The 24,913-nt window shown below is 61.2% G+C and carries 32 protein-coding genes; 17 read left to right on the top strand and 15 right to left on the bottom strand.

All coding sequences use genetic code 11. The features are described from left to right. The first annotated feature begins 9 nt into the window (after positions 1 to 9). Both atpD and TR61_RS03990 read left to right on the top strand, forming a co-directional pair. Positions 10 to 1,434 carry a F0F1 ATP synthase subunit beta gene (atpD, locus tag TR61_RS03995; RefSeq protein WP_050928278.1) on the top strand — a complete coding sequence of 475 codons (1,425 nt, stop codon included), beginning with the start codon at positions 10 to 12 and terminating at the stop codon, positions 1,432 to 1,434. A gap of 52 nt (positions 1,435 to 1,486) precedes the next feature. Next, positions 1,487 to 1,894: a F0F1 ATP synthase subunit epsilon gene (locus TR61_RS03990; protein ID WP_050928277.1), complete on the top strand. Its 408-nt coding sequence runs from the start codon at positions 1,487 to 1,489 to the stop codon at positions 1,892 to 1,894. Between the two features lie 57 nt (positions 1,895 to 1,951). Here TR61_RS03990 and TR61_RS03985 read toward each other — a convergent pair whose 3' ends face one another. Together TR61_RS03985 and TR61_RS03980 are read right to left on the bottom strand one after the other, a co-directional pair. Next, positions 1,952 to 2,383 carry an SMI1/KNR4 family protein gene (locus TR61_RS03985; RefSeq protein ID WP_050928276.1) on the bottom strand — a complete coding sequence of 144 codons (432 nt, stop codon included), beginning with the start codon at positions 2,381 to 2,383 and terminating at the stop codon, positions 1,952 to 1,954. 25 nt (positions 2,384 to 2,408) lie between these two features. After that, positions 2,409 to 2,816, bottom strand: a complete 408-nt coding sequence (locus TR61_RS03980; protein ID WP_050928275.1) for a hypothetical protein — start codon at positions 2,814 to 2,816, stop codon at positions 2,409 to 2,411. A 191-nt stretch (positions 2,817 to 3,007) separates the two neighbouring features. On the opposite strand from TR61_RS03980, the gene TR61_RS03975 reads away from it, so the two are divergent. Further along, positions 3,008 to 3,358: an H-type lectin domain-containing protein gene (locus tag TR61_RS03975; RefSeq protein WP_050928274.1), complete on the top strand. Its 351-nt coding sequence runs from the start codon at positions 3,008 to 3,010 to the stop codon at positions 3,356 to 3,358. A 126-nt stretch (positions 3,359 to 3,484) separates the two neighbouring features. Then, positions 3,485 to 4,252: a glycosyltransferase family 25 protein gene (locus TR61_RS03970; RefSeq protein WP_050928273.1), complete on the top strand. Its 768-nt coding sequence runs from the start codon at positions 3,485 to 3,487 to the stop codon at positions 4,250 to 4,252. 26 nt (positions 4,253 to 4,278) lie between these two features. Here TR61_RS03970 and TR61_RS03965 read toward each other — a convergent pair whose 3' ends face one another. Then, entirely contained in the window at positions 4,279 to 5,298 is a 1,020-nt protein-coding gene (locus tag TR61_RS03965; RefSeq protein WP_050928342.1) for a ribose-phosphate pyrophosphokinase, read from the bottom strand. A gap of 110 nt (positions 5,299 to 5,408) precedes the next feature. On the opposite strand from TR61_RS03965, the gene TR61_RS03960 reads away from it, so the two are divergent. After that, positions 5,409 to 6,011 carry a 2-hydroxychromene-2-carboxylate isomerase gene (locus TR61_RS03960; protein ID WP_050928272.1) on the top strand — a complete coding sequence of 201 codons (603 nt, stop codon included), beginning with the start codon at positions 5,409 to 5,411 and terminating at the stop codon, positions 6,009 to 6,011. An 18-nt stretch (positions 6,012 to 6,029) separates the two neighbouring features. Next, positions 6,030 to 6,848: an alpha/beta fold hydrolase gene (locus TR61_RS03955; protein WP_050928271.1), complete on the top strand. Its 819-nt coding sequence runs from the start codon at positions 6,030 to 6,032 to the stop codon at positions 6,846 to 6,848. Positions 6,849 to 6,887: 39 nt separating this feature from the next. Here TR61_RS03955 and TR61_RS03950 read toward each other — a convergent pair whose 3' ends face one another. From TR61_RS03950 to TR61_RS03940, 3 genes are read right to left on the bottom strand one after another with little or no spacing between them, the layout of a single operon-like run. After that, positions 6,888 to 7,922: a threonine aldolase family protein gene (locus TR61_RS03950; RefSeq protein WP_050928270.1), complete on the bottom strand. Its 1,035-nt coding sequence runs from the start codon at positions 7,920 to 7,922 to the stop codon at positions 6,888 to 6,890. Further along, the gene (locus TR61_RS03945) at positions 7,923 to 8,393 is read right to left on the bottom strand and encodes a YcgN family cysteine cluster protein (protein WP_050928269.1); all 471 of its coding nucleotides are present in this window, start codon (positions 8,391 to 8,393) and stop codon (positions 7,923 to 7,925) included. Next, positions 8,390 to 9,322 carry a bifunctional riboflavin kinase/FAD synthetase gene (locus tag TR61_RS03940; RefSeq protein ID WP_050928268.1) on the bottom strand — a complete coding sequence of 311 codons (933 nt, stop codon included), beginning with the start codon at positions 9,320 to 9,322 and terminating at the stop codon, positions 8,390 to 8,392. The genes TR61_RS03945 and TR61_RS03940 overlap by 4 nt, the downstream gene beginning before the upstream one ends. A gap of 145 nt (positions 9,323 to 9,467) precedes the next feature. Here TR61_RS03940 and TR61_RS03935 point away from each other — a divergent pair, with 145 nt between their 5' ends. Then, the gene (locus tag TR61_RS03935) at positions 9,468 to 9,668 is read left to right on the top strand and encodes a hypothetical protein (RefSeq protein WP_050928267.1); all 201 of its coding nucleotides are present in this window, start codon (positions 9,468 to 9,470) and stop codon (positions 9,666 to 9,668) included. Positions 9,669 to 9,675: 7 nt separating this feature from the next. On the opposite strand, the gene TR61_RS03930 is transcribed toward TR61_RS03935, so the two are convergent. The 4 genes from TR61_RS03930 to TR61_RS03915 form a co-directional block, all read right to left on the bottom strand. Beyond that, a complete protein-coding gene (locus TR61_RS03930; RefSeq protein ID WP_050928266.1) occupies positions 9,676 to 10,119 on the bottom strand; it encodes a MaoC family dehydratase in 444 nt (147 codons plus the stop codon). A 103-nt stretch (positions 10,120 to 10,222) separates the two neighbouring features. Then, positions 10,223 to 11,095: a TIGR01459 family HAD-type hydrolase gene (locus tag TR61_RS03925; RefSeq protein WP_050928265.1), complete on the bottom strand. Its 873-nt coding sequence runs from the start codon at positions 11,093 to 11,095 to the stop codon at positions 10,223 to 10,225. Between the two features lie 117 nt (positions 11,096 to 11,212). Continuing rightward, positions 11,213 to 12,133 (bottom strand): manganese-dependent inorganic pyrophosphatase, encoded by a 921-nt coding sequence (locus tag TR61_RS03920; RefSeq protein WP_050928264.1) that lies wholly within the window; start codon positions 12,131 to 12,133, stop codon positions 11,213 to 11,215. Positions 12,134 to 12,226: 93 nt separating this feature from the next. Further along, on the bottom strand, positions 12,227 to 13,228 hold the full coding sequence (locus tag TR61_RS03915) for a TraB/GumN family protein (RefSeq protein ID WP_050928263.1): 1,002 nt from the start codon (positions 13,226 to 13,228) through the stop codon (positions 12,227 to 12,229). Between the two features lie 102 nt (positions 13,229 to 13,330). Between TR61_RS03915 and TR61_RS03910 the strand changes: the two genes are divergently transcribed. The 4 genes from TR61_RS03910 to TR61_RS03895 all read left to right on the top strand — a co-directional run bounded on the left by TR61_RS03910 (position 13,331) and on the right by TR61_RS03895 (position 17,393). Next, entirely contained in the window at positions 13,331 to 13,999 is a 669-nt protein-coding gene (locus TR61_RS03910; RefSeq protein ID WP_050928262.1) for a DUF2161 domain-containing phosphodiesterase, read from the top strand. A gap of 234 nt (positions 14,000 to 14,233) precedes the next feature. Then, positions 14,234 to 14,545: a co-chaperone GroES gene (locus TR61_RS03905; protein ID WP_050928261.1), complete on the top strand. Its 312-nt coding sequence runs from the start codon at positions 14,234 to 14,236 to the stop codon at positions 14,543 to 14,545. Positions 14,546 to 14,597: 52 nt separating this feature from the next. After that, positions 14,598 to 16,238, top strand: coding sequence for a chaperonin GroEL (groL, locus tag TR61_RS03900; RefSeq protein ID WP_050928260.1), 1,641 nt, complete (start codon positions 14,598 to 14,600; stop codon positions 16,236 to 16,238). Positions 16,239 to 16,532: 294 nt separating this feature from the next. Beyond that, positions 16,533 to 17,393, top strand: coding sequence for a DMT family transporter (locus TR61_RS03895; RefSeq protein ID WP_050928259.1), 861 nt, complete (start codon positions 16,533 to 16,535; stop codon positions 17,391 to 17,393). Here the strand turns inward: TR61_RS03895 and TR61_RS03890 are convergent. After that, positions 17,363 to 17,800: an NUDIX domain-containing protein gene (locus TR61_RS03890; protein WP_157440816.1), complete on the bottom strand. Its 438-nt coding sequence runs from the start codon at positions 17,798 to 17,800 to the stop codon at positions 17,363 to 17,365. The two genes, TR61_RS03895 and TR61_RS03890, sit on opposite strands and share 31 nt — an antisense overlap. Before the next feature lie 62 nt (positions 17,801 to 17,862). Here TR61_RS03890 and TR61_RS03885 point away from each other — a divergent pair, with 62 nt between their 5' ends. Then, entirely contained in the window at positions 17,863 to 18,630 is a 768-nt protein-coding gene (locus tag TR61_RS03885) for an esterase/lipase family protein (RefSeq protein ID WP_050928257.1), read from the top strand. Then, the gene (locus TR61_RS03880) at positions 18,627 to 19,775 is read left to right on the top strand and encodes an alpha-D-ribose 1-methylphosphonate 5-triphosphate diphosphatase (protein ID WP_050928256.1); all 1,149 of its coding nucleotides are present in this window, start codon (positions 18,627 to 18,629) and stop codon (positions 19,773 to 19,775) included. The genes TR61_RS03885 and TR61_RS03880 overlap by 4 nt, the downstream gene beginning before the upstream one ends. A 54-nt stretch (positions 19,776 to 19,829) precedes the next feature. Here the strand turns inward: TR61_RS03880 and TR61_RS03875 are convergent, their stop codons facing one another. From TR61_RS03875 to TR61_RS03865, 3 genes are read right to left on the bottom strand one after another with little or no spacing between them, the layout of a single operon-like run. Further along, complete coding sequence (locus TR61_RS03875; RefSeq protein WP_050928255.1) at positions 19,830 to 20,903, bottom strand: 5-(carboxyamino)imidazole ribonucleotide synthase; 1,074 nt, start codon at positions 20,901 to 20,903, stop codon at positions 19,830 to 19,832. Next, positions 20,896 to 21,384 (bottom strand): 5-(carboxyamino)imidazole ribonucleotide mutase, encoded by a 489-nt coding sequence (purE, locus tag TR61_RS03870; protein ID WP_050928254.1) that lies wholly within the window; start codon positions 21,382 to 21,384, stop codon positions 20,896 to 20,898. Before purE ends, TR61_RS03875 begins: the two co-directional genes overlap by 8 nt. 55 nt (positions 21,385 to 21,439) lie before the next feature. Next, positions 21,440 to 21,664, bottom strand: coding sequence for a YdcH family protein (locus TR61_RS03865; RefSeq protein WP_050928341.1), 225 nt, complete (start codon positions 21,662 to 21,664; stop codon positions 21,440 to 21,442). 167 nt (positions 21,665 to 21,831) lie between these two features. Between TR61_RS03865 and TR61_RS03860 the strand changes: the two genes are divergently transcribed. From TR61_RS03860 to TR61_RS03845, 4 genes are all read left to right on the top strand, one after another. Continuing rightward, positions 21,832 to 22,245, top strand: coding sequence for an Hsp20 family protein (locus TR61_RS03860; RefSeq protein ID WP_050928253.1), 414 nt, complete (start codon positions 21,832 to 21,834; stop codon positions 22,243 to 22,245). Positions 22,246 to 22,250: 5 nt separating this feature from the next. Beyond that, positions 22,251 to 22,475 (top strand): DUF1150 family protein, encoded by a 225-nt coding sequence (locus tag TR61_RS03855; protein WP_050928252.1) that lies wholly within the window; start codon positions 22,251 to 22,253, stop codon positions 22,473 to 22,475. Between the two features lie 6 nt (positions 22,476 to 22,481). Continuing rightward, the gene (locus tag TR61_RS03850) at positions 22,482 to 23,357 is read left to right on the top strand and encodes a PhzF family phenazine biosynthesis protein (protein WP_050928251.1); all 876 of its coding nucleotides are present in this window, start codon (positions 22,482 to 22,484) and stop codon (positions 23,355 to 23,357) included. Between the two features lie 93 nt (positions 23,358 to 23,450). Beyond that, positions 23,451 to 24,311, top strand: a complete 861-nt coding sequence (locus TR61_RS03845) for a glycosyltransferase family 10 domain-containing protein (RefSeq protein WP_050928250.1) — start codon at positions 23,451 to 23,453, stop codon at positions 24,309 to 24,311. A gap of 53 nt (positions 24,312 to 24,364) precedes the next feature. Here the strand turns inward: TR61_RS03845 and cysC are convergent. Then, on the bottom strand, positions 24,365 to 24,913 hold a 549-nt coding region (gene cysC / locus TR61_RS03840), incomplete at its 5' end, for an adenylyl-sulfate kinase (protein ID WP_082181838.1).

Raw genomic sequence — 24,913 nt, 5'->3', positions numbered from 1 at the left:
AGACGAAACATGGCGAACGCAAAAGGCAAAGTCACACAGATCATCGGGGCCGTCGTCGACGTGCAGTTCGATGACCACCTGCCTGAAATTCTGAACGCGCTGGAAACCGACAACAACGGCAAGAAGCTGGTTCTCGAGGTTGCTCAGCACCTGGGCGAAAGCACCGTGCGCACCATCGCGATGGACGCGACCGAAGGTTTGGTCCGCGGTCAGGAAGTATCCGACACCGGCGGTCCGATCATGGTGCCCGTGGGCAACGCAACCCTGGGCCGCATCCTGAACGTTGTGGGCGAGCCCGTGGACGAAGGCGGCCCGGTCGAGGCGGACGAAAAGCGTCCGATCCACGCCGACGCGCCCGAGTTTGAAGAGCAGTCGACCGAATCCGAGATCCTGGTGACAGGCATCAAGGTTGTGGACCTGCTGGCGCCTTACTCGAAGGGCGGTAAAATCGGCCTCTTCGGCGGTGCCGGCGTGGGCAAGACCGTTCTCATCATGGAACTGATCAACAACATCGCCAAAGTGCACTCGGGCTATTCTGTGTTCGCGGGTGTGGGTGAACGGACCCGTGAGGGCAACGACCTCTATCACGAGATGATTGAATCGAACGTGATCAAGCCCGACAATCTGCCCGAAAGCCAAGTGGCCCTGGTTTATGGCCAGATGAACGAGCCTCCGGGGGCGCGTGCCCGTGTGGCGCTGACCGGCCTGACGCTGGCCGAACAGTTCCGCGACCAGTCGGGTACTGACGTTCTGTTCTTCGTGGACAACATCTTCCGCTTCACCCAGGCGGGTTCCGAGGTGTCGGCGCTTCTGGGCCGTATTCCTTCGGCGGTGGGTTATCAGCCGACGCTGGCCACCGACATGGGCGCGATGCAGGAACGCATCACCTCGACCAAGAAAGGTTCGATCACCTCGATCCAGGCCGTGTACGTGCCTGCGGACGACCTGACCGACCCTGCGCCTGCCACCACCTTTGCCCACCTCGACGCCACGACCGTTCTGTCGCGTGCGATCTCCGAGCTGGGCATCTACCCGGCGGTCGACCCGCTCGACTCTTCGAGCCGGATCCTCGATCCGCAGATCGTGGGTGAAGAGCACTACCAGGTGGCCCGTGACGTTCAGGGTATCCTCCAGCGCTACAAGTCGCTGCAGGACATCATTGCCATCCTCGGCATGGACGAACTGAGCGAAGAAGACAAACTGACCGTTGCCCGCGCCCGGAAGATCCAACGCTTCCTGTCGCAGCCCTTCGACGTGGCGAAAGTGTTCACCGGCTCTGACGGTGTTCAGGTTCCGCTCGAAGATACGATCAAGTCGTTCAAAGCGGTTGTGGCCGGCGAATACGATCACCTGCCCGAAGGCGCCTTCTACATGGTGGGCGGCATCGACGAAGTGATCGCCAAAGCCGAGAAAATGGCCGCCGACGCAGCCTAATCAGACAGGGTAGGGTGGGACTTGTCCCACCTCTCCCGAACCGGAGGCCAATATGGCAGACACTATCCAGTTCGATCTCGTCAGCCCCGAGCGCAGCCTCGCCTCGCTCGAGGTCAAGGCGGTCCAGATCCCCGGTGCCGACGGTGACCTGACGGCGATGCCGGATCACGCTCCGCTGATCACCACGCTGCGCCCCGGCATCCTGACCGTGGAAGCACCCGGTGAGACATCGGAATATGTCGTCTTCGGCGGCTTCGCTGAAATCGGCGCGTCCGGTATCTCGGTCCTGGCGGAAAAGGCCGTGCCGAAAGGCGAAATGACCCGCGCCGATCTGGACGCCATGGTGGAAGAGGCCCGCGCGGCCGTCGAAACCGCCAAAGCGTCGGATGATAACCTGGTCGACGATGCGGTCAAACTGCTGGCCGATATGGAAGCCCTGGGCACCCATATGTCGCTCTAAGCGCGACCGCTCGCATTCATCGGAAAAGCCCTGCCCCGTCGGCGGGGCTTTTTCTGTTCAGATGGGCCGAAGCGACGCGAAAAACATGTCGAAACCGTCACTGACAGCCAGGCATGCCTCAGCCTTGGGCCAATCGACTTCGGAATGGGGCAGGTCAAACCAGACAATCTGCCCAAAGCGTTGGCCCTGATGGATAATGCCATACACGCCCCCGCCGCTGTCATTGGCGATCCACAGCAATTCCTGCCCGATTTTACCGTTCAGATCCGGTAAAGGGTCGCTCCGATCCCTACGATACAGCTGGAAAAAGCAAGACACATCCCGCCCAACACCCGGATCCGGGGCAATCATCCGATCCGGGCCGCCGCCATTCTGCCGCATTAGAAATGCCCGGTATTGCGGTGGAAACCGTATCCCGGCACCGGCTTCGAACGCTGCAAGTTCGGCGGCTGTGACGCCAGCGCGCGTGTCCAAAAAACCCCAGGTCATGTGGGGGAACCCGGATGAGGCGTTCTCAAAACCCGAAAACCTCCATGTCCCCGCAGAATTGCCGGGCGAGAGCAAGGCTCATATTGTCGCCCACGGCCTTGACCGACAGTGTCAGCTGCGGCGCAATTGGCGTCACTCCGGCCGCTTGCGGATCGAAGGTGAACTGGACCGCCTTGCGCCCGGGTTGCATGACGCTGGGGCCCACGGGGGCAACCAGATACACGCGTGTATTGGATCGCAGCCCTTGTGACAGCCCGAAAAGCCCAGCCGCGCACCAGTAATCCTGCGCGCCGACGCGCCCGCCGCGCGCGATGACCTCGAACCGGGTCGCGTCAATCTGCACCGCGGGAAGGCGATGGATCACGCCGAAGATAAACATGTCCGCCAAAAGCATGTTGGGTAAAAAGACCAGGATCAAAGCCAGACGTCGCATCGGCGCTCTCCTCATTTTGAGGGGTCCATTGCAGCAGAATTCAGGCCTTTGGTCAAAGACTGGTCAAAACATGCAAAAGCGGCAAAACATGCCAACAGGCACCTCATTGCGCGCAAAACCCTTTCCTCTGTCCTGATTTTTGCCCAAGTTATCGTCGACTGTCTCAGAAAACAGAAACCCGAGCAGACAAGATGAAACGCATAGCAAGCCACCTGATCGGCGTGGACCAGGGTGACCTGGTTCTGTTCTCGGATTACGAGAATGACGGAGAGATGTGGACAGGCTCCGGCGAACGCGAACGCGTGGTCTCGGTCGCGTTTTCGCAGAAATACCGCAAGCCGCCGGTGGTGCACTGCGCGATGTCTCTGCTGGATCTGGCGACGGGGCCTTCGATCCGCACCGATGTGGCTGCGCGCGATATCACCGAGAATGGCTTCAAGATCGTTTTCCGCACCTGGGAAGACAGCCGTGTCGCGCGTATTCGCGTGGCCTGGATGGCCATCGGCGAATTGCCCGATGACGAGGAATGGGAACTGTACTGACGGTTTGCAGCACCGGTCGAGCAGAAGGGTCTGCGCCAGGTCGCCTTCGGCCCCTCTATTCGCTTTCTCATGGCTTTGGGGTACTGTACTGCCAAGGACAAAATTCCCAGTTCAAGACGCCATTCCATGTCAGACCTTAAATGCTTTTTGATCAACCTTGATGGTTCAACCGACAGAATCGCACTGGCTGGGGCAGAGCTGTCAAAGATCGACCTGACTTTTGAGCGGATCCCGGCTGTGAACGGCCGCCTGCTGGATCTGGATGCTCAACCCGACTATTCCAAGGCGCAGACGCAATCCTATTTCGGACGCGAGTTGTCCGCCGGGGAAGTCGGCTGCTTTCTCAGCCATTTCAAAGCTTTGCGGAGGTTTCTGGAGACAGAGGCGCGATACGCGCTGATCCTTGAGGACGATATTGTGATCCGCCCGGGCGGTGAAGCGATCTGGGCCGATCTTGTGACACGGCTGGACGATGCAGCAATTAGTGGCTGGGGATTTATCGACGTGGGTGCGCCCCCGCACAAGCTTTATACCGCTGTGTTCCCTGTCGCTGGAGGACATGGAAACCAGCTTTGCCGGTCGCACTACTTTTCATTCGGGGCCCATGCGATCTTGTGGTCGCGGCAGGGGGCCCAGATGGCGCTGAAAGACGGATTTCCAATGAACGCGCCTTACGACATTTTCCTGCGGGCGTGGAATGCGCGAAAGGATATCGGCTATGCCCTTCTCGAGCCGCCATTCGGCGTCAGCGGTCTCGATAGCGACATAGAGGCGGTGACAAACCGTTCCTATCACCAGTCACGCTGGGCGCAGATCAAACGTCGCCTTGTCGAAAAACCGGCGGTCTATCTGAATATGGTAATGTTCCGCCTGAAACGCCTGTTGAAAGCCTGAAGGCCGGACAGCGGGATGGCCTGATATCAGGCCGTCGCGAAGAGGTTCTCGTAAACCGGTGTCAGCGTTTCCGCTTCGAACAGCGACGACACGGACGTGCCGTGCCAGATGTTCAGGATCGCTTGGGCAAAGATCGGCGCCGTCGGCAGCACCCGGATATTCGGCGCAGCCTTGACGGCTTCCGTGGGTTGGATCGTGTCCGTGATCACCAGCGACTTCATGACGGAATTGGTAACCCGCTCCACCGCAGGGCCGCTCATCACGCCGTGGCTGATATAGGAATGCACTTCCTTGGCGCCGTTTTCCAACAGCACCTCCGCCGCTTTGCACAGGGTGCCGGCCGTGTCACACATGTCATCCACGATCAGACAGATCTTGTCTTTCACGTCACCGATCACGGTCATCTCTGCCACTTCACCGGGCTTTTCCCGACGCTTGTCGACGATCGACAGCGGCGCATTGATCCGTTTGGCCAGCTCGCGCGCGCGCGCCACGCCGCCCACGTCGGGGGACACCACCATCAGATCGGCCATCCGGTCCTTGAAGGTCGCCTGGATATCCAGTGCAAAGATCGGGGAGGCGTAAAGGTTGTCCACCGGAATATCGAAAAATCCTTGGATCTGGGCTGCGTGCAGATCCATCGTCAGCACTCGCTCTACCCCGGCGCTGACCATCATGTTGGCCACCAGCTTGGCCGAAATCGGCGTACGGGCCTTGGTGCGGCGATCCTGGCGGGCATATCCGAAATAGGGGATCACGGCGGTGATCCGGCTGGCCGAAGACCGGCGCAACCCGTCGCACATGATCAACAGCTCCATCAGGTTGTCATTGGCCGGGTTCGACGTGGGCTGGATGATGAACATATCCTCCCCGCGCACGTTTTCGAACACCTCGACGAAGATCTCGCCATCATTGAACCGCTCGACCCGCGCATCGACCAGTCCCACATTCACACCCCGGTGCATCGACATGCGGCGGGCAATGGCCTGAGCGAGCGGACGGTTGGCATTCCCAGCGATCAGCTTGGGTTCGTTCATTTGCGGCATATTCAGAAATCCCCGGGTGGCAGCGCAGACATATGACAGAATCGTGACGTTGACACCGCTTAGCACGTGACTACCGTGCCGGAAAGTTCCACTCCGGGGAAGGCGAAGATATGGCTCAGATCGATTACTATTTTGCGACAATTTCACCCTATACCTATCTCGCCGGAACGCGGCTGGAGGAGATTGCGGCCCGCCTTGGCGCCACGATCCACTATAAGCCGGTCGATCTTGTGGCGCTTTTTGCCCGCACGGGGGGCACGGTGCCAAAAGATCGCCACCCGTCGCGGCAGGAATACCGTGCTCAGGAATTGCTGCGGCAGGCAAAGAAACTGGGTATGCCCTTCAACCTGCATCCGGCCCATTGGCCCACCAACCCGGCGCCGTCATCCTACGCCTTCATCGCCGCGCAGAACGCGGGCGGTGGCGATCTGGGCGCACTGGCGCATGGCTTTACGCGCGCCTGCTGGGCCGAGGAAAAGGACATCGCACAGGATGACGTGATCCGCGACTGCCTGTCTTCGGCAGGGTTTGACCCGTCGCTGGCCGATAGCGGGCTGTTGCAAGGGGCCGAAACCTATGCCCGCAACCTTGAGGACGCAGCGGAACATGGTGTCTTTGGCGCGCCGTTCTATATCACCGAAGACGACCAGCGCTTCTGGGGTCAGGACAGGCTTGAGGATCTGGAGGCGCATCTGATCGAAATGAAAGGCTGATCCGCAGTGAAAGATGCAATGACCGACGCACGCCCGCCCGTCTATCAAACAACCATGGGCGATGGCCCGCGCGATGTGCTGGCAATTCACTGCACGCTGGCGCATTCCGGTGTCTGGCGCGGTCTTCTGCGTGAAATGCCCGACGACATTACAATCCACGCGATCGACCTGCCCAGCCACGGGCGCAGCGCGGATTGGAAAGCGTCAGACGGGGATTTCCAGGATGTCTCGGCTGCGGGCGCACGAGCGCTTTTTGATCGGCCGATGGATCTGCTGGGCCATTCCTTTGGCGCGACCATTGCCCTGCGCCTGGCGGCGGAACGTCCCGATCTGGTCCGCTCCCTCACGCTGATCGAACCGGTCTTTTTCGCTGTCGCAGCGCTTGACGCACCAGAGGCTCTTGAAAAGCACAATGCCGACGCGCAACCCTTTTTCGATCTTTACGCAGCAGGCGATATCACTCAGGCGGCCCGGCTCTTCAACCGGATGTGGGCCGATCCCACCAGCCCGCGCTGGCCAGACCTGCCCGAAGCCACCCGCGCCGCGATGGTGCGCGCGATCCATGTGGTGGTGGCCAGCGATGCCGCGATCTTCCACGACCGGATGGGGCTGCTGAAGCCGGGTGGCATGTCCCAACTGACAGCACCCACACGGCTCATGCGGGGCAGCAATACCCATGAGGTGATCGGCGTGATCAATGACGGCCTCGCGCGCCGTATGCCTAATGCGGAAAGCCATGTGGTCGAGGGCGCAGGGCATATGCTGCCCATCACGCACCCGGCAGAAACGGCGGCCCATCTGCGCGCGCTTTTCGCTCAGGCGCCGCTCCCGGCGTGATCGTCGGGACACCGTATTTTCAGCAAGAAGAAGGACCTGTCAGAGCAGGGCCAGAAACGCGTCGATCTGATCGTGGCCGATGGACCAGTCGCACACCAGACGGCAGGCCAGCATCTCGTCCGGGTCGCCCTCCAGCGTGCCGCCCCACAGGTGATACATCGCGCCCTTGTCGAACAGATCCTGATGTTTGGCGCGCGGGAAAGCGGCAAAGACCATATTGGCATGCGGTTCGTGCAGGAACTCCGCCCCTTTGGCGCGCAGCCCGTCGATCAGGTGTTTGGCATTGTCATTCGCCATCCGCGCCGAGCGCAGCCACAGATCGTCACGCAGATAGGCTGCCATTTGCGCCGACAGATACCGGTGCTTGGAAAAGAGATGCGCACCCCGTTTGCGGCGCAGCTCGAACTCCCGGGCCTTTGACGGGTCGAAAAAGACAACCGCTTCAACCCCCATAAGCCCGTTCTTGGTGCCGCCGAAGCTGACCGCATCCACACCGGCTTTCCACGTCATCTCGGCCGCCGAACAGTTCAGCGCCACCAGCGCATTGGCAAAGCGCGCGCCATCCAGATGCACCGGCAAGCCATACTCTTTTGCCACGCCGCAAAGCGCCTCAAGCTCTTCCAGCGTATAGACCGATCCCCGTTCGGTGACCTGAGTGATCGACACCGGACCGCGTTGGGGACCATGCACGCCACGTGTTTCTTCCGCCGCGATGGTCGTGCGCAGGGCCTCAGCCGTCATCTTGTCGCCGCCGGGCACAAGGGTCAGCTTCGCGCCCGAGGTGAAGAATTCCGGTGCGTTGCACTCATCCTCGTGGATATGGGCGACCGGTGAACAAAAGACCGTCTGATACGGCTGGCACAGCGTGGCCAGGGCCAGCGAATTTGCCGCCGTGCCGGTGGCCACGAGATAAACTGCCGCCTCGGGCGCCTCGAAAATCTCCCGGATTTTCTCGCGCACCTCATCCATCAGCGCATCCGCGCCATAGGCCATGGCATAGCCGTCATTCGCCTCGGCCAGGGTGGCCAGCACTTCGGGGTGAACGGGACCGGAATTGTCAGAGGCGAAAAACATCTAAACGGGCTCCTCGATGATATAATCTTCCCAATCGTCTTCGGGGATTTCGAATTCGGGGACGGTGGCGTTTTGCATGGACACACCTGCGCGATGCACTGTCTCGGCCGTTCCCGAGATCAGCGGATGCCAATCGAACAGCGGCTTGCCCTCATAGACCAGGCGATAGGCGCAGGTTTCTGGCATCCAATAGAGGTTCTTTTCGATATTGCCCGGTTTCAGAACGATACAATCGGGCACGAACTGATGGCGGATGTCATATTGTGCGCAACGGCAGCTGCTGTCGTCGAAAAGCCGGCAGGCCACATTGGTCAGCGCCACTTCGCCGGTATCCTCGTCTTCCAGCTTGTTCATGCAGCATTTGCCGCAGCCATCGCACAGCGCTTCCCATTCGCGGGGGGAGAGTTGGTCAAAGCGTTTCTTCTCCCAGAAGCGTTTGGCCAATCCGCTGCGATCTATCGGATCACTCATAGCGCGCTCAGGATCCCACGCGCGCGCTGGCAATCGGCATCCATTTGCGCGATCAGCCCATCAAGACTGTCGAATTTTTCTTCGGGGCGCAAAAATTCCACCAGCCCGACCGACAGGGTCGCGCCGTAAAGATCGCCCGAGAAATCGAACAGGAAGGTTTCCAGATTGGGCCTGTTCACCCCGAACATCGGGCGCACGCCCATGGACGCGGCCCCGTGGTATTTGCCCTTGTGCGGGCCATCGAGCACATCCACCAGAACCGCATAGACACCAAAAGCCGGAGGATGCAGACCGTCAATCGACATATTCGCGGTCGGGTAACCCAGCTGGCGGCCCCTCTGTTCGCCTCCGATCACCGGGCCTTCGATCCGATGCCAATGCCCCAGCATCGCCGCCGCATCGCGCGTGCGTCCTTCGCTGAGCGCGGTGCGGATCGCTGTCGAAGACACGGTGGCGTCGCCATTCTCCAGCAGTTGGGCGATTGTCACACCAAATCCCATGTCCGCGCCAAAACGCTGCAGATCCTCTGCCGTGCCCGCGCGCGCCTTGCCAAAACAGAAATCAGCCCCCACCACCACATGGCGCAGACCCAGGCCGTCGCAGATGACCTTGCGGGCAAATTCCTCCGGGGTCAGTGACGCCAAAGCCGCGTTGAAGTTCAACTCATAGAGCCGCTCCACCCCCAGTTTCGCCAGACGCGACGCGCGCGCCTCCCGGCTCATCAGACGGAAGGGTGGGGCCTCGGGCGCGAAATACTCGCGCGGATGCGGCTCGAACGTCAGGATGCCCAGCGGCGCGTCCGGTATCGCTTTGCGAGCCAGATCGATGACCGACTGATGACCCAGATGCACGCCGTCGAAATTGCCGATGGCCGCGCTTGCGCCGCGGTCGTCAGGGGTAGTGTAGGTGTAATCTCGGATGATCCGCATGGGTCGCAGGGGTATCCGCCCGCGCGCCCCTCTGCAAGAGGGACAACCGCCGCGCGGCGCGGGTCAGGAATTCCCGACTGCACCGATCCGGCTGGTTCTGGTAAGGTGACGCAAGGGAAGGGTGGCGCATCTACGGGGGGAGCGCATGACCATCATCATCCGAAGACTTGTCACCGTCGCACAGGTCACATTGATCCGACGGCCAACGAATCCGCATATCGAAATCCAGGATGCACGCGATCTGGGGCCAGAAAACATGCCGGGATCTACGGTGTCACGACAAGCGACGCGACGCCGATACGACAAGGAATTCCTGCGCGACTGCCTGCAGCGCCGGTTCTATTGATCGCGGATCAGTCGAACTTCCGGCTGGGGGCCAGCACGGTCGCTTCGCCCACCAGAACCTTCTTGCCATCGACCGAACAATGGCAATCCAGCTTCACGCGGCGCTTGGAAAAGTCGATGTCGATCACCTTCACCTCGGCATAGACCATGTCGCCGGGGCGCACTGGGGCAAGAAACTTCAGCGATTGGCCCATATAGACCGTGCCGTGGCCCGGAAGCTGTTCCCCGATCACGGCCGAGATCAGGCCAGCCGTCAGCATCCCATGGGCAATCCGGCCCTCAAAGATCGTGTCGCGGGCGTAATCGTCATCCAGATGCACCGGGTTGCGGTCGGTCGACACCTCGGCGAACATCTCGATATCCTGATCGGTGACCACTTTGCGCAGGTGGCGGGTCATCCCCATCTCGATGTCTTCGATACAGATCGTGCCGCGGGGCAGATTGTCCAACATGTTTCCCTCCGATCCGGGATGGCAAGGTAATATTTAGTTAGCCTGACCGGCTATTTCGGCAAGTTTATTACTTTGCAAACGCAGAAAAGCAAGGGGAAAATGCTTAACGCAACTTCCCTATGGTGAAGGTCGGATTGGACATTTCCTTTTGAATATAGGCGCTTAGCGCATCGGGGTCCGGTTGGTGCGACGTTTTCGTTTCCGCCGCCGCCAATCCGCCCGAGATAAAGAGGGAATCGATATCCTCCCCCATGGCGCCCTGAATGTCGGTATGGATGCCGTCACCAATAGCCAGAATGGCCTGATCGGGGATGCCGGGTTTGACGGCGGCCAGCCTGCGGCGGGCCAGATCATAGATCGGCGGATGGGGTTTGCCGAAATAAAGGCTCTCGCCCCCCATTTCGGTGTAAAGCCGCGCCAAAGCACCCGCGCAATATTCCCGGCTTTCGCCGCGATCCACGACGATATCGGGATTGGCACACAGCAGTTTCATGCCCTTCTGCTTGGCGTAAAGAAACTGCGGGCGCATCTCGGCCGGGTCGGCCAACGGGTCGAAGGGGCCGGTGCAGACGATGCCCTCGGCCTGGTCCAGATCAACCTGTTCGATCTCAACCGGGTCTTCAATTATGTGGATCGGATCGAAGAACCGGGTGTCGCGGGATTCCCCGATAAACCAGACCTTCTGCCCCACGACGCCGCGGAACATCGCCGCGCGGGCGCTGTCACCGCTGGTGGCGATGCTGTCCCAGGACTCCTCCGGCACCCCGAACGAGATCAGCTGTTTTTCCACGCCCACCCGCGCGCGGGGGGAGTTGGTGACCAGAACGACAATCCCGCCCTTCTGGCGATAGGCCTGCAATGCAGCCACGGCGTCGGGCAGGGCGCTTACCCCGTCATGCACGCAGCCCCACAGATCGACGAAAAGCGCCTCGTACCGGTCCGAGATGTCAGCGAGGGATGAGATGATTTCGGTCATGGGGCGGCTCCGACAGAAGAAACAAGCGTTGCCGCACCCCTAACTGCTGCATGGGCCTCCATCAAGCGCGCCCAAGATTTTTCGAAAAATCTTGGGCCCGGATGAAAACCCGATGAATCAGACTTTGAGGTTCGGGATGATCTGCTTTTTGCGGCTGACCACACCCGGCAGAACCACTGTGTCGCCACTCACTGTCGCGCCAAAGCTCTTTTCCGCCACGGTTTTCACCAGATCATTGGGCACCAGAAGCGTGGCTTCCTCGTTCAGGATATCCACCACGAACAGCAGCACCTGATCCGCACCGTCTTCCTGGGCCACGCCCACCATCGACGCCATCAGGCTGTCCTTGCGGTCCAGCACCGTCTTGGGCGAGGTCGTCTCAAGCACGGAAACGCGGAACTGTTTGCCGCCCACCTCATATTCCTTGGAATCCATCCGAAGAAGCTCCGCATCCGAAAAGGACGACACGTCGGATTTCGCAGCGAACATTTCGGCCGCATAGGCCGGAATATCCACACCCAGATCCTTCGCCAGATCGTGGGCAATCGCCTTGTCTTCCTGCGTCGTGGTAGGTGACCGGAATTCCAGCGTGTCACTCAGGATGCAGGACAGCATCGCGCCTTTCACTTCCGTCGGCGCCTGCGCCATATCCTTGCCGATCATCTTCCACATGATCGTGGCGGTGCAGGCCAAGGGTTCGATGCGAATGTCGATCGGGCCTTTGGTCTCCAGCCCGCCCACCAGCTTGTGGTGGTCGATGATCGCGCGGATATCGGCGCTGTTGATCCCGTCGGGCAGTTCGGCCGGGTTGTTGGTGTCCACGATCACCACCGGCTGATCCTCGGCCACACCGTCGATGATGCGCGGCTTCTCCAGCCCCCATTTCTCCAGCATGAAGGCCGCTTCGGTGTTGGGCTCGCCCAGCAGCACCGCTTCGGCTTGTTCGCCTTTGATCTGGTTCAGATACCACGCCCAGATGATGGGCGAGCCGGTCGAGTCGGTATCAGGGGATTTATGGCCAAAAACCAGAGTGCTCATGTTCCGTGTATCCTTGGGTAAAATCGGGTCGCGCGCCTTATATGGCCGCGCACGGGTCTTGTCACCCGCCCAATTACCGCCTGCGGCGACAGGTCAGGGCTGACCCGTGAACGCCGCCCGATCCAGCCGGTATCCCGCCTGATCCAGCAGGTTCAGCACACCGTCTTCCCCCATCAGATGCAGCGCGCCCACGGCCACGACGATGGTGCTTTCCCGCGCACTCAGAATCGGGTCCATCCAGGCATGGTTGCGCGTGTCCAGAAGCTTCGTCTTGAACTCCTCCAGCAGCGCTTCAACCTGCTCGGGCGGCAGCTCTGACCGGCGATGGGACATCACGCGGGCGAATTCCCAGGCGGCGGCGGTCTGTTCATCGAAATAGAAATACGAGGTGGTCATGAACTGATCTTCGCTGTCATGGGCAAAAGGCAGCGTCGCCATCAGCATCTGCAGCTGTTCCTCCACAGTGCCATCGGCGATCAGGGCGTAAAGCTCCTCGAACCCTTCCAGCGACCGCACCGGCACATCTGCATCCCGCGCCGCCTCCATCAGGCGCATGTCCAGCCCGCCCTTGGCCAGTTCGGGGTTCGCGATGGCGCAACCGGGCATGCCCAGCATCAGTGTCTGCATCCAGGGCTGCATCTTGGCCGCCATGAAACCGGGCAACCCGCGCTCGCGCATGGCAGAGGCCAGGCGCTCCCAATCCTCTTCCGACAGCAGTTCGGGCAGGGTGGGGCCTTCGGTGATGAACACCTTTTCGGGCTGTTCAGCCAGGGCGGCCTGCATGGCCATCTGTTCCTCGTCCGTCATCTCGACAAACAGCAGATCGGCGGCCTGCACAACCGGCAAAAGCGCGGGCAGAACGCTGTCCCAGCGCGGATCGTCCAGGTGCATCGTGCCCATCACATGGATCGTCTGATCGCCCTTCCGCGCAATCCAGTGATTGCCCGCGGCATAGGGCGTCTCCCCCATCGCCTGGGCGATCTGCGCCTGTTCCCCGGCGCTGAGCGTCTCGCGCAGATCCGCACCCGTGCAATAGGCCGCCTGCGCGGCGCTGCCTGCCAGAAGAAGGGAAAGGGACAAAATCCAACGTATCATCGCAACCTCGTGCCATCGTGACCTGACGCCAAGCTATGTCTGCCACGCCCCATGCACAACCACCCCGCTTGAAGCGGTGGCCCGCGCTTTCTAGGGTGCGGTATGGAGCGTGAACGTGACCTCTACCCCCCGATCAAGGCGCTACTGACGCGTCAGGGCTATACCGTGAAAGGAGAGGTCGGCGCCGCCGATGTCATGGCCCTGCGCGGCGACGACCCTCCCGTGCTGGTCGAGCTGAAACTGCGCTTCTCATTGTCGCTGTTCCATCAGGCCGTCGCGCGGCTCAGCATCACCGATCACGTCTACATCGCCGTGCCGCGCCCCACGGGAAAGACGGCGCGCCGCGCGATCCGGGACAACACCGCGCTGTGCCGCAGGCTTGGGCTGGGGCTGATCCTGGTTGATGCAAAAGGCCGCGCGGATGTGCAATGCGACCCGGGGCCTTACGCGCCGCGCAAGTCGCACAAGAAGCAGGCGCGGCTGCTTCGGGAATTCGACCGGCTGCAGGGCGATCCCAACGATGGCGGCGCCACGCGCTATGGTATCGTCACCGCCTATCGTCAGGATGCACTGCGCTGTGCCGCGTATCTGGCCGAGCACGGCCCTGCAAAAGGCGCCGTTGTGGCGCGCGAAACCGGCGTGGCCAAGGCCACGCGCGTGATGGCGGACAACCACTATGGCTGGTTCGAACGTGTGACCACCGGCGTCTATGGTCTGACACCAAAAGGCGCTGAAGGTCTGAAACACTGGGCCTATAGCTGGGAAGCCTGATCCCCGCATTTCTTCTTGCGTCAAATACGGCGGGGGAGTCCCGAAGGGACGGGGGCAGCGCCCCCCAGCGCGCGGAAGATTTTTCGCGAAAAATCTTCACGGAGCCGTGTTGACAGCCTGACGCACCCTCATTATCTCCACGCCGTTAGCACTCGAAGCGAGTGAGTGCTAATAAGGGCTGGCAACACTCCAGCCCTTTAGGGAGAAAACTTTGAGCCTTAAGGAGCTGCAAAGATGGCATTCAAACCACTTCATGACCGGGTGCTGGTGCGCCGTGTGGAAAGCGACGAAAAAACCGCTGGCGGTCTGATCATCCCCGACAGCGCAAAAGAAAAGCCTGCCCAGGGTATTGTCGTTGCCTGTGGCGAAGGCGCCCGCAAGGACAGCGGCGAGCTGATCGCAATGGCTGTCGCAGAAGGCGACAAGATCCTGTTCGGCAAATGGTCGGGCACCGAGGTCACCATCGACGGCGAAGAGCTGCTGATCATGAAAGAAAGCGACATTCTCGGCATCATCGAAGCAGGTGCGGCGGCCAAAGCGGCCTGAACGCCCCGGATCGTCTGAGAAAAACGCAACAATCTGAACGGAGAATACGAAAATGGCTGCAAAAGACGTCAAATTCGATACCGACGCGCGCAACCGGATGCTAAAGGGTGTGAACATCCTGGCCGACGCCGTCAAAGTAACCCTGGGCCCCAAAGGCCGTAACGTGGTTCTGGACAAATCCTTCGGCGCACCGCGCATCACCAAGGACGGTGTGTCGGTTGCCAAGGAAATCGAACTGGAAGACAAGTTCGAAAACATGGGCGCGCAAATGGTGAAAGAAGTCGCCAGCCGCACCAATGACGAAGCCGGTGACGGCACCACCACCGCAACCGTTCTGGCGCAAGCCATCGTCAAAGAAGGCATGAAATCGGTTGCCGCTGGCATGAACCCGATGGACCTGAAGCGCGGCATCGACATGGCAACCGCCAAAGTCGTTGAAGCGATCAAAGCCGCCGCCCGCGACGTGACCGACAGCGACGAAGTTGCTCAAGTCGGCACCATCTCGGCCAACGGCGAAGCGGAAATCGGTCGTCAGATCGCCGACGCGATGCAAAAAGTTGGCAACGAAGGCGTCATCACCGTCGAAGAAAACAAAGGTCTGGAAACAGAGACCGATGTTGTCGAAGGCATGCAGTTCGATCGCGGCTACCTGTCGCCTTACTTCGTGACCAACGCCGACAAGATGACGGCCGAGCTGGAAGACTGCATGATCCTGCTGCACGAGAAGAAACTCTCGTCGCTGCAGCCGATGGTTCCGCTGCTGGAATCGGTGATCCAGTCGCAAAAACCCCTGCTGATCATTGCAGAAGATGTCGAAGGCGAAGCGCTGGCAACTCTGGTTGTGAACAAACTGCGCGGCGGCCTGAAAATCGCAGCTGTCAAAGCACCGGGCTTCGGCGATCGTCGTAAAGCCATGCTGCAGGACATCGCGATCCTGACCGGCGGCCAGGTCATCTCCGAAGATCTGGGCATGAAGCTGGAAAACGTGACTGTGGACATGCTGGGCACCGCCAAGCGCGTTCAGATCACCAAGGACGAGACCACCATCATCGATGGCGCAGGCGAGAAGGCCGAGATCGAAGCACGTGTTGCCCAGATCCGTGGCCAGATCGAAGAAACAACCTCCGACTACGACCGTGAAAAGCTGCAAGAGCGCGTTGCCAAACTGGCAGGCGGTGTTGCCGTGATCCGCGTCGGCGGCATGACCGAAGTGGAAGTGAAAGAGCGTAAGGACCGTGTGGACGATGCTCTGAACGCGACCCGCGCTGCCGTGCAGGAAGGTATCGTTGTGGGTGGTGGTGTTGCTCTGGTTCAGGCAGCCAAAGTGCTGGAAGGCCTGGAAGGCGCCAACAACGACCAGAACGTCGGCATCAACATCGTGCGCAAAGCGATCGAAGCGCCTCTGCGCCAGATCGCCGAGAACTCGGGCGTGGACGGGTCGGTTGTGGCCGGCAAGATCCGCGAGTCGAACGACGCATCCTTCGGCTTCAACGCGCAGACCGAAGAATATGGCGACATGTTCAAGTTCGGCGTGATCGACCCTGCGAAAGTTGTGCGCACCGCACTGCAAGACGCAGCTTCGGTCGCTGGCCTGTTGATCACCACCGAAGCGATGGTGGCGGACAAGCCTGCGAAAGAAGGCGCACCCGCCGGCGGCATGCCCGACATGGGCGGCATGGGCGGCATGATGTAAGATCAAATTCGCATCGCGAATTTGATCTGGTGGCGACAGGTGTTTGGCCCACGGGCCAAACGCCGAGAGCCACAGCTACGCCATCCTTGGTGCTGGTAAGCGGCGGTTGCTTTTCAACGAAAAGCAATGAGAGCCCACACCGCAAAAAAGATGAGAGGGGGTCGCCACGCGCGGCCCTCTTTTCTTTTTGCGCTGTGCTTTTTGTTGCCGATGGTTTTGGGTATTTCCAGCCAGAAAGAAGCAGGAGCGCGGTTTTGTCTGGCAGGCCGCCGCGCGGACCGATAGGCCTGTGGCATGAGCCTGTTTCTTCTGACCGCGCTGACCATGGTGGCCTTTGCCGCCAATTCCGTCCTGAACCGTCTGGCGCTGGTGGATGGCAGCATTGATCCTGCGTCTTTCGGCGCGGTGCGGCTGGCAGCGGGTGTCGCCATGCTTTGGATCCTGGCCATGGCGGGCGGCAACGGGCGGATCGAGCGCAGCGGGGATTGGCGCGCGGCGGCGGCGCTTTTTGTTTACATCTTCGGGTTTTCCTTTGCCTATATCGCGCTGGATGCCGGGCTGGGTGCGCTGATCCTGTTCGGGATGGTGCAGATCACCATGTTCGCAGGTGCCTTGTGGGGCGGGGAGCGTCCGCCTGTGCAGCGTTGGGTCGGGGCGGTGCTGGCCTTTGGTGGGTTGGCGTGGCTTCTGTGGCCCGGTGCGGGCATCGCGGTGAGCATCTTGCACGGCGCGTTCATGGTGGCGGCAGGGATCGGCTGGGGGATCTATTCCCTGATCGGGCGCGGCGCAACGGACCCGCTGCGGGCGACGGCGGCGAATTTCCTGTTTGCAGCGCCCTTCGGTATCGCGCTTGCGCTGATCCTCTTTGCCGGGGCAGGGGCGTTGTCAACATGGGGCATCCTGCTGGCCATCCTGTCGGGGGCGGTCACATCCGGGCTGGGCTATGCGCTTTGGTACCGCGTGCTGCCGCAGCTGGCGCCATCGGTTGCCGCAGTCGCACAACTGACCGTGCCGGTGATCGCCATGACCGGTGGGCTGATCTTTCTGGCCGAACCCATCACCTGGGACGTCGTGCTGCCGGCCTTGGTTGTCTTGGGCGGCGTCGCCGCGTCGGTCATTCCGCGTCAGAAGACAATCCGTTCCAGCGGGTCATAGCCAAATCCCCGGTTCCAGGCGACCTGCGGCAGGCTTGAGGGTTTCAGGTACAGCTCCTCCACCTCGTCCTGCGTGAACCAGGCGCGGCGTCTGACGATCTGTTCGGGGTCCTGCCAATCGTCGCGCAACTCTCCGGCGATCAGTTTGCAGCGGAAGAACAGCTCGACCTGATGAAAATCGCGCTCGGGGTCGTGAAATTCATTCACCAGGCAGGGCGGGCCCACGGAAATGGTCAGGCCCGTTTCCTCCATCACCTCGCGGGCCAGGTTGTCGGGCAGGGATTGGCCCAGTTCAACCCCACCGCCGGGCGCGCACCACAGCTGGCTTTTGGGATCGGCCCAGGCATTGACCAGCAAGAGCCGGTCTTCATGCAGCAAAACTGCGCGTACCGCGAGGCGGGGTTTCACTTTTTGGCACCTCTTTGCAAAGTCCTCTTTAGTAATCCGCGCGCGGCGCTTATTTCAACGCCATGCGCCTGATATTCGCCCTTTTCCTTGCCCTGATCGCGTCGCCCCTGCGGGCGGAATGCGTGGTGCTGCTGCATGGGCTGGCGCGGACCGAGGCGTCCTTTGCCATCATGGAAGAGGTGTTGGAACAGCGCGGGTACAAGGTTGTGCGGCCCGGATATCCGTCGACCACAGCGCCGATCCAGCAATTGGTCGATCAGACACTGCCCGCCGCCGTGGCCCAATGCGGTGACGTACGGGTGCATTTCGTGACCCATTCCATGGGCGGCATTCTGGTGCGGTACTGGCTGTTGCGCGACCGGCCGATTGATCTGGGCCGCGTGGTGATGCTGGGCACGCCCAATCAGGGGAGCCAGCTTGTGGATCAGCTGGACGATCTGGAGGTGTTCGGCTGGCTGAACGGTCCTGCGGGTCAGCAGCTGGGCACTGGCCCCACAAGCCTGCCGCGCCGCCTGCCGCCGGTGGATTACCCGGTGGGCGTGATTGCAGGCAGCCAGTCTTTGAACCCTATCTTTTCCGGCATGATCGAAGGGCCCGACGACGGCAAGGTCGCGGTGTCCGAGACGCGGGTGGATGGCATGGCGGGCCACATGGTACTGCCTGTGACCCATACCTTCATGATGAACAGCCCCCGTGTCATCGCCGAGACGGTCTATTTCCTGGAAACCGGGCGCTTCGATCCGGACATCACCTGGATGGAGGCGGTGTTCGGGACGATCCTGCCGGGCGATTGCGATGAAGTTGCCTGCCGGGAAGAGGGTCAGGAATGAGCGCGTTGGACTTGACCCTGACGGGCGCGCAGATCCTGTGGCCAGAGGCGCTGGGCGCGGGCGATCTGGCGATTGCTGGCGGAGTGATTGCAGATACGCCTTGTGGGAAGCCCGTGGACCTGAGCGGGTACATGATCCTGCCCGGCATTGTGGATGTGCATGGCGATGCGTTCGAGCGTCACCTGGCCCCGCGACGGGGCGCGATGAAGGAGCGGTCCGAGGGGCTTGTCGCCACCGAGGCTGAGTTGGCGGCCAACGGGATCACCACCGCGTATCTGGCGCAGTTCTACAGCTGGGAGGGCGGGCTGCGCGGCCCGGATTTTGCCGACAGCGTCTTTACCGCGCTAGCGCAGACGCGGGGCAGTCTGGTCACCGATCTGCGCGGCCAGTTGCGGTTCGAGACGCATATGCTGGACGATTTCGACCGCCTGCCAGATCTGATGGCGGGTTGGGGTGTGGATTACATCGTTTTCAACGATCATCTGCCCCATGCGAAACTGGCCGAAGGCAAGCGCCCGCCCCGGCTGGTGGCGCAGGCGCTGAAGGCGGCGCGCAATCCGGACCGCCATTTCGAGATGATGCTTGAGATGCACGGACGATCCTCCGAAGTTCCCGCCGCGCTGGACGCGCTGGCCGCGCGCTTGCAGGCGCAGGGCGTGCGGATCGGCAGCCATGATGAAAACACCGCCCGCCATCGTGCGGAATGGGCCGCGCGCGGGGCGCGGATATCCGAATTTCCCGAAACGCAGGACGCGGCAGAGGCCGCACGGCAAGGGGGCGACGGGATCATCCTGGGCGCGCCCAACGTGGTGCGGGGCGGATCGCACAAGGGCAATGCCAGCGCGATGGAACTGGTGGCGCTGGGGCTGTGTGATGCGCTGGCCTCGGATTACCATTATCCCAGCCTGCGCCGGGCGGCGCTACTGTTGGCGGATGGCGGGCTGTTGTCTTTGGCCGAGGCCTGGGCGCTGGTTTCCTCCGGTCCTGCGCGGCTGATGGGGCTGGACGATCGCGGGCGGCTTGAGCCGGGTTTGCGGGCGGATCTGGTGATCCTGGATGCGCAGACGCGGCGGGTGGCCGCCACCATGGCGGGCGGGCGATTCAGCTTTATCAATGGCGATATCGCGGCGCGCTTCGTGCGTTAGCGCCCGGACGAAAATGTTTCGCGCGCGAAACAATCGCTCAAATTTTACAGAGTTTTAGCCTGTGGAGACGATCCGGTTCACATGGCCCATCTTGCGGCCTGGCTTGACCTCGGCCTTGCCGTAAAGGTGGATCGCGGTGTTGGCGTTACGCGTGAGTCCGGGGACGCGGTCCATGTCATCGCCGATCAGGTTTTCCATCACCACATCGGCATAGCGCTGCCCGTCGCCCAGCGGCCAGCCCGCGACCGCGCGGATATGCTGTTCAAACTGATCGACGGTGCAGCCATTCTGCGTCCAGTGGCCGGAATTGTGCACACGCGGAGCGATTTCGTTCACGATCAGACCTTCGGCCGTGACGAACAGCTCAACCCCCATCACGCCCACATAATCGAGCGCGTTCAGGATGTTGGCGGCCAGAAGCACCGCATCAGTGCGTTGCGAGGCTGACAGCCGCGCAGGCACTGTGGTGGTGCGCAGGATGCCCTCGCGATGGACGTTTTCGCCGGGATCGAAACTGGCCACCGATCCATCGAGGCCGCGCGCGGCGATGACAGAGACCTCATGTGTGAAATTCACGAAACCTTCGAGGATCGCGGGCGCGCCGGCCATTTCCGCCAGCGCCTGTTCCGCGTCAGACGCGTCGTTGATGCGCACCTGACCCTTGCCGTCATAGCCGAAGCGGCGCGTTTTCAGGATGGCGGGGGTGCCCATGTCGGCCAGCGCGGTCTGAAGGCTGGCCAGATCGGTGATATCGGCGAATGGCGCGGTTTTCAGGCCAAGCCCCTGCAGGAAGTCCTTTTCGACCAGCCGGTCCTGGCTGACGCGCAGGGCCTCGCGACCGGGGCGGATGGGGCGGTGCGTCTCAAGCACGTCCAGCGCGTCGGTGGGGATGTTTTCAAACTCATAGGTAATGACATCGACCGATTGGGCAAAGGCGATCAGGGCGGCGTGATCGTCATAGGCGGCGGTGGTCACCTGATCGGCCACCTGGCCGGCGGGCGGATTGGCACCGGGTTCATAGATATGGGTTTTCAGGCCAAGACGGCTGGCGGCCACCGATAGCATGCGGCCCAACTGGCCACCGCCAAGGATTCCGATCACGGCACCGGGGGCGAGGGCGTCAGTCATCGCTGGGCGCCTCGGGGATGGAGGCGGACAGCGCGGCACGCCAGGCATCCAGCCGTTCGGCCAGCGCCGGATCGGAGGTGGCGAGGATGCCTGCCGCCATCAGGCCGGCATTGGCGGCACCCGCCGCGCCGATGGCCATGGTGGCCACGGGGTATCCCTTGGGCATCTGGACGATGGAATAGAGGCTGTCGACACCCGAAAGCGCCTTGGTCTGCACCGGAACGCCCACAACCGGCACCCGCGTTTTCGAAGCCATCATGCCCGGCAGATGCGCGGCCCCGCCGGCACCGGCGATGATCACCTTCAACCCGCGTTCGGCGGCGGTCTTGCCATAGTCCCACAGCCGGTCCGGTGTGCGATGGGCCGAGACGATGCGCGTTTCATAGGCCACGCCCAGCTCATCAAGGATGAGCGCCGCTTCCTTCATCGTGGGCCAGTCTGACTGGCTTCCCATGATGATCCCTACCGATATGTCGGACATGCCTGCCGCGCCCCTATCCCGTCGAAAGAGCGCGCACTATAGCCAAATCGCCCGCTCAGGCAATGATGTCCGGTGTCAGCATATCCTCGATGATGGCGATCTTGTCTTTTAGCCGAAGTTTCTGCTTTTTCAGACGCTTGATCGTCAGCTGATCGGCGGTGCCGCGGTCTTGCAGGGCGGTGATCGCCTCATCCAGGTCGCGGTGTTCGCGTTTGAACACTTCGAGTTCCACGCGCAGCACCTCTTCTGTCTTCATGGCGAAATCATAGGGCGCGTTCATATGCAGGCTCGATTCGGTCAATTCGTGGCAGAGTCGTAGAATAAGCTTTAAAGAGCGTTACGCCTACCCCTTGTTATCCATGGGTTTTCTTCCCATATTCTGATGCAGATGCGGTTGCCATAACGGGGCCGCGCAGATCATCGCTTGTGCCTTTGAAGGACGAGGATATGTCGAAATTGACCTTGGGCTCGTACCCGCACCTGTTGGGGTTTGAGCAATTGGAACGCCTTCTGGAACGCACCGCCAAGTCGGGCAACGAGGGCTATCCCCCTTTCAACATTGAACAGACATCCGATCATTCCTATCGCATCACCCTCGCCGTGGCCGGGTTTGGCGAGGATGATCTGGCCATCACCGTGGAGGACCGCCAATTGGTGATCCGCGGCCGCCAGAAGGATGACAGCGATGGGCGCATCTTCCTGCATCGCGGTATTGCGGCGCGCCAGTTCCAGCGGACCTTTGTGCTGGCCGATGGCGTTGAGGTGGGCGAAGCGATCATGGAAAACGGTCTGCTGCATGTGGACCTGACCCGATCCGTGCCCGAGACAATTGTGCAAACGATCAACATCAAGAAGGGGTGAGAGCTATGAATACGCCATATGATTTCAAAGCCTTGGGTGGCCGGGTCGTCTATGTGAAGGCGGTTCAGGTGGCCGATCTGCCCGATGAGGTTCAGGCCTCGGCCGATGGGCTTGAGCAGCTTTATGCGGTGCATGATTCCGATGGCCAGCAACTGGCGCTGGTGGCTGACCGCAAGCTGGCCTTCGTGCTGGCGCGCCAGCATGACATGACGCCGATGACGGTGCACTAAATCCCGATGACACGAACTTTTCCCGTCGATTGGGTCGACGCCTTTACGGATGCGCCCTTCGGCGGGAATGGCTGCGCTGTTGTCCATGGCGGGGCCGAGTTGGACGACGAGACCGCGATGCGGTTCGTACGCGAAACCTCGCTGGTGGAATGTACCTTCACGGGGCCATCCGATGTGGCGGATGTGAAGGTGCGGTATTTTCTGGCCAGCCGCGAAATTCCCTTTGCCGGACATCCCACAGTGGCCACCGTCGCCGCGCTGAAGGCGCGCGGGCTGATGGCGGGCGACCGCGTCACGCTTGAGACGGGCGCGGGTCTGGTGCCGGTGGTCCTGCGCGATCGCTGGATCGAGATGACGCAGGTTGCGCCGCAGTTCGGGCCGCAACCGGATGTGGCGCTGGTGGCTGATGTGGCGGGGCTGGATGCAGGCGACATCATCGCGCCGCCGCAGCTTGTGTCGACAGGATTGCCATTTGTCATCACCGTCCTGAAGGATCACGAAGCGCTGCGTCGCGCGCGGCTGAACCCCGAAGCGTTGAGGCGATTGGCACAAAGCCTGGGCCATGACGGCACCGATCTGATGGAGCCGTTTCTGGTCACGCTTTCAGGCGCGACGGGGCAGGGCGATACGTTCTCACGCCTGCTTTTGGCCCCGCCCAGCCCGCCGGAAGATCCCTTTACCGGATCGGCGACCGGGGCAATGGCGGCCTATCTGTGGCGGTATGGGCTGATGAGAAAGGACAGCTTCCTGGCGGAACAGGGCCATTGGATGGGCCGGCCCGGCCAGGCGCGGGTGACGCGTGTGGGGCCTGCTGACGCGATGGACGGCATTCGCGTTGCGGGGCAGGCCTGGAGGCTGATGTCAGGGGATCTGCATCTGTAGGGTATCGATGCCTTTCATGTTGGGCTTTCTGCTGGTGCCAGGCCCTGGTGAATGGTTATGTGCGGCACCAAGCCATTTGATGCGGACAAAGCTATGTCAGATCCTGCAATTGCCGTTGTGCCTTACGGGACATTCTTGGGGCCGAAACAGGCGAAGTTGCCCTTGAACGCTCTGAACTGGCCATTGGGCCAGCCCGAGCGTCTGAAAGGCGGTGTGCTTGGAGATTTGACGCGCAGTGACCACCTGATCGTCTATCCCAAGACCAAGCTGCATTACCTGCCATCTTTCGGCACGCGCGCCCGCATTTCCTGGGTCATGGGAGAACCGGCGATCTGGCATGCGAAACATATCCGCCTGCTGAAATACACCTGGCGGAGGTTTCACCGCATCTTCACCTTTCATCAGGAACTTCTGGACCGCCTGCCCAACGCAAGGCTGATGCCTTATGCCACAACCTGGGTTCCGAACTGGCGTGATCTGGACTTCACAAAGACGCGCCACATGTCATTGATCGCGTCCGGCAAGAACCATGCGCCGGGCCACACGCTTCGTCACGAGATGGTCACGCGCTCCCGTGCCGCAGGCCTTGACGTGGACGTGATGGGCCACGGATACGCACCGTTTGAGAAGAAATCAGACGGGTTGGCGCCCTATAAATTCTCAGTGGTGATCGAGAACGTGCAACAGAAGAACTACTTCACCGAGAAGCTTCTGGATGCTGTTTTGTGTGACACGGTCCCCATTTACTGGGGCTGTCCGAACCTTGAAGAGTTTTGCGATACAAGCGGTATCATTCGCTGCAACACAGAAGCGGAACTTTGGGCAGCGATTGAGACTGCGTCCGACGCGATCTATCAGGAGCGTCTGCCCCATCTTCAGGCCATCAAACCGGCCATGGATGCGCTGGGCGATCTGGAAAAGCGCGCAGCGCAGGCCATTCTGGACGAATTGTAGGCAGCGCCGGAAACTGCGTCAGTTTCCGGCCGGAATGTGTGTCACATTCCGGCTTATCCGGCGATCAGACCCATGCTTTCCAGTTTCAGAAGCACCTGATGGGCGCAGTTGTCGACCTCGACATTTTCCGTTTCCACCCGCAGTTCAGGGTTGTCCGGTACGTCATAAGGGTCTGAAATCCCGGTGAATTCCTTGATCTTGCCTTCGCGCGCCAGCTTATACAGCCCCTTGCGGTCCCGGCGTTCGCATTCCTCGAGAGAGGTGGCGACGTGGATTTCGACGAAGGCGCCGTATTGCTCGATCTCTTCACGCACCGCGCGGCGGGTGGTGGCATAGGGCGCGATCGGCGCGCAGATGGCGATGCCGCCATTCTTAGTGATCTCTGACGCGACATAGCCAATGCGCCGGATGTTCAGGTCGCGGTGCTCTTTCGAGAAACCCAGTTCCGAACTGAGGTTCTTCCGCACGATATCGCCGTCCAGAAGAGTCACGGGCCGGTCGCCCATTTCCATCAGCTTGACCATAAGCGCGTTGGCGATGGTGGATTTGCCCGAGCCGGAAAAGCCCGTGAAGAACACGGTAAAGCCTTGCGCCGAACGCGG

It is taken from the genome of Aestuariivita boseongensis, assembly GCF_001262635.1.
GTDB classification, from domain to species: domain Bacteria; phylum Pseudomonadota; class Alphaproteobacteria; order Rhodobacterales; family Rhodobacteraceae; genus Aestuariivita; species Aestuariivita boseongensis.
This window is presented reverse-complemented; position numbering and strand designations above follow the sequence as displayed.